The organism is Kribbella sp. NPDC051587 (genome assembly GCF_044453945.1).
Classification (GTDB): domain Bacteria; phylum Actinomycetota; class Actinomycetes; order Propionibacteriales; family Kribbellaceae; genus Kribbella.
The window spans coordinates 1-1353 of the sequence record NZ_JBITDE010000029.1; the positions used below are offsets into that span (position 1 = coordinate 1).

The 1353-nt window shown below is 66.4% G+C and carries 1 protein-coding gene; it reads left to right on the plus strand.

Annotated elements, in window-relative coordinates; translation table 11 throughout:
- Nucleotides 1-55: 55 nt before the first annotated feature.
- On the plus strand, nucleotides 56-1294 hold the full coding sequence (locus tag ACIA49_RS41840) for a DDE-type integrase/transposase/recombinase (RefSeq protein ID WP_396383933.1): 1239 nt from the start codon (nucleotides 56-58) through the stop codon (nucleotides 1292-1294).
- Nucleotides 1295-1353: the final 59 nt, after the last annotated feature.

Consider the following 1353-nt stretch of genomic DNA (forward strand, 5'->3'; position numbering starts at 1 on the left):
TGTGTTCTGAAGGGACATGTCTGACGGTTGTGTGTAGGGACATGTCGGACACTTGATGGCTGCGGTTCGTTGGTGGGTCGTGGCGGATCTGGTGGTTCCGATGGAGGTTCGGTTCGCGATCGGTGCTTTGGTTGTGCTGGACGAGGTGCCGCGGGGAGCGGTGTCGGGGTTGTGCCGGGAGTACGGCATCAGCCGGGACACGTTCTACCGGTATCGGGCGCAGTTGGAGGCTGAGGGGTTGCAGGGGTTGCTGCCGAAGTCGAGGCGGCCGCACCGGTCTCCGAACGCGACACCGCCGGCGGTGGTGGAGTTGCTGGTGGCCAAGCATCACGAGTTGGTTGAGCAGGGCTGGGACGGCGGGGCCAGGAGTGTGCGGGACTGGTTGCGGCTGGCTGGGGTCGAGGGGTTGCCATCGGCTCGCACGGTGCACAAGGTCCTGGCCGTGCACGGCTGTGTGGAGGTGTCGCCGGCCAAGCGGCCGCATTCCAGTTATCGCCGGTTCGAGGCGATGTCACCCAACGGGATGTGGCAGATCGATGGGACCCAGTGGCGCCTGGCCTCGGGGGCCAAGGTCGTGATCGTGCGAGTCATCGATGACCATTCCCGCAAGATCTTGGCCACGGTGGCCGCCGACGGTGAGACCGGTGTGTCGGTGTGGGAGTGCATGAAGCAGGCGCTGGAGCGGCACGGCAAGCCGGTGGTGGTGCTGTCCGACAACGGCGCCGCGTTCAGCATCCGGCGCCGCTGGCCGGGTGCGTACTCGGAGTTCGAGGCGCGCCTGGCCCGGATCGGGGTCTATCACGCGACCTGCGCGCCGTATCACCCACAGACCTGCGGGAAGAAAGAACGCGACTGGAAACCACTCAAGAACTGGCTCGACGCCCGGCCACCGGCCACAGACCTGGCCGATCTGCAACGCCTGCTGGACGGCTACGACGTCATCTTCAATACCCAACGCCCCCACCAAGGCATCGCCGGGCAAACCCCGGACCAGCGCTACCACGCCACCCCCAAAGCCGGCCCAGACCCCGACCAGCCACCCAGCCCCCGCACCACCTTGACCCGCCACACCGCCTGCGCCAAAGGCCGCATCGACATCTACGGTGGCTACCGCATCGCGCTCGGCCGCGAATGGGCCGGCGCCCACCTCCACGTCCTGCACGACAACCTCCAGGTCGTCGTCTTCCACGGCCACGACCTCGTCAAACGACTCACCCTCGACCCCGACCACAAAGACACCAGCTCCGGCCTTCCCCGCAACCGCCGCCCCACCAAACCCCTACCCTCGACCTAACACACGCACTGTCCGACATGTCCCTTCACCGACTGTCCGACATCTCCCTTCACAGCACA